The following is a 1,889-nucleotide window of genomic DNA, read 5'->3' on the forward strand; positions in this document are numbered from 1 at the left end:
TCCGCAGTGCCGTGCGGTCGGAGACGTCGCACGCCTCGATCCGTACCTGGGCGCCCAGGCCGGTGAGTTCTGCGGCGAGTTCGGCCGCGCCTTCGCTCTGCGCGCCCCGGCGGCCCACCAGCAGCAGATGGCGCACCCCGTGCTCCTGGGCCAGGTGCCGCGCAGCCAGCCGGCCCAGCGTGCCCAGACCACCTGTCACCAGCACCGTCCCCTCCGGATCGAGGGCGCGGGGCAGGGTGAGGACGACCTTTCCGACGTGCCGGGCCTGGCTGACGTGGCGGAACGCCTCCGGGGCCTTGCGGACGTCCCATACCCGGACCGGCAGAGGAGCCAACGCGCCCCGCTCGAAGAGGGAAAGGAGTTCGGTGAGGATCTCCTGGACCCGGTCCGGGCCGGCCTCGACCAGGTCGAACGCCTGGTAGTCGACACCGGGGTGAGCCGCGGCCACCTCGGCGGCGTCGCGGATGTCGGTCTTGCCCATCTCCAGGAAGCGCCCGCCGCGCGGCAGGAGGTCCAGCGAGGCGTCGACGAACTCGTGGGCGAGCGCGTCGAGTACGACGTCCACGCCCCGGCCGCCGGTGGCCGCCAGGAACTCCTCCTTGAAGGCGAGCGAGCGGGAGTTGCCGATGTGGAGCCGATCCAGCCCGTTTGCCTGCAGGGCGTCCCACTTGCCGATGCTGGCCGTGCCGAACACCTCGGCGCCGGCGTGCCGGGCCAGTTGGACGGCGGCCATACCGACACCGCCGGCGGCGGCGTGCACGAGCACCGACTCTCCCGCGCGCAGCCCCGCCCGGTCGAACAGGCCGTAGTAGGCGGTCGAGAACACGATGGGGACACTCGCCGCCTGTTCGTACGTCCAGTGGGCGGGCATCCGCACGAGATGGCGGTGGTCGGCGACGGCTTCCGGGCCGAAGCCGTCGCGCAGCAGGCCCATCACTCGGTCGCCGGGGGTGAGCGAGGTGACGCCGGGCCCGGTCTCCAGGACGACACCGGCGCCTTCGCCGCCGAAGTGGGCGGAGCCCGGGTACATGCCCAACGCGATCAGCACGTCACGGAAGTTCAGCCCGGCCGCGCGGACGGCGATGCGGACCTGGCCCTCGGCGAGCGGTTCGCGGACCTGCGGAGCGGGCAGCAGCGCCAGGTTCTCCAGAGTGCCGGTGGCGGTGACGCCCAGGTGCCAGGTGTCGGCCCCGGTCGGCACCGCCAGGGTGTCCGCAGAGACAGTGCGGGCGAGTCGGAGCCGGGGCGTGTTCACGCGGCCGGCTCGGACGGCCAGCTGTGGTTCACCGGTGGCGAGCGCGGCGGGGAGTGCGGCGCGGGAGTCGGCGTCGTCGTCGAGGGCGACCAGCACGATCCGGCCCGGGTGCTCGGACTGGGCGGAGCGGACCAGGCCCCAGACGGCCGACGCCGCCGGATCGGTGAGCGGATCCCGGGTGAGGACGACCAGCCGGTCGTCCGCGCTGTCCAGGTGTGCCTGGACGGCGGCGAGAACCCGCGCGGTCAGGTCGAGGGCGCCGTGCGGGTCGACGGCGACCGGCGCGGTGAAGTCGGCGACCGCGTCGGCGGCCTCGCGCGCCGGGGCCGGCTCCGGGTCGTCGGTGGCGAGCGGAACCCATTCGACCAGGTACATGGAGTCGTGCACCGAGGTCCGGGCAGCGCCGAGGTGCTCGGTGGAGACCGGGCGCAGCACCAGGCTGCCGATGTGGGCGACGGGGGTGCCGGTCGCGTCGGCGAGGCTCAGGGAGATGCCGTCGGTGCCCTGGGGGACGGCGCGGACGCGCAGGGCGGTGGCGCTGGAGGCGTACAGGGTGATGTCGTTCCAGGCGAACGGCAGTCTCGTCTGCTCGGTGTCGGCTTCCTGCCCGGGGCAGAACATGCCGCTCTGCAGG

At 73.8% G+C, this 1,889-nt stretch carries 1 protein-coding gene; it reads right to left on the reverse strand.

Annotated features, from left to right (window positions below):
* On the reverse strand, positions 1 to 1,889 hold a 1,889-nt coding region (locus AB0M11_RS41280), incomplete at both ends, for a zinc-binding dehydrogenase (protein ID WP_365714137.1).

The organism is Streptomyces sp. NPDC051987, from assembly GCF_040680735.1.
Classification (GTDB): Bacteria; Actinomycetota; Actinomycetes; order Streptomycetales; family Streptomycetaceae; genus Streptomyces.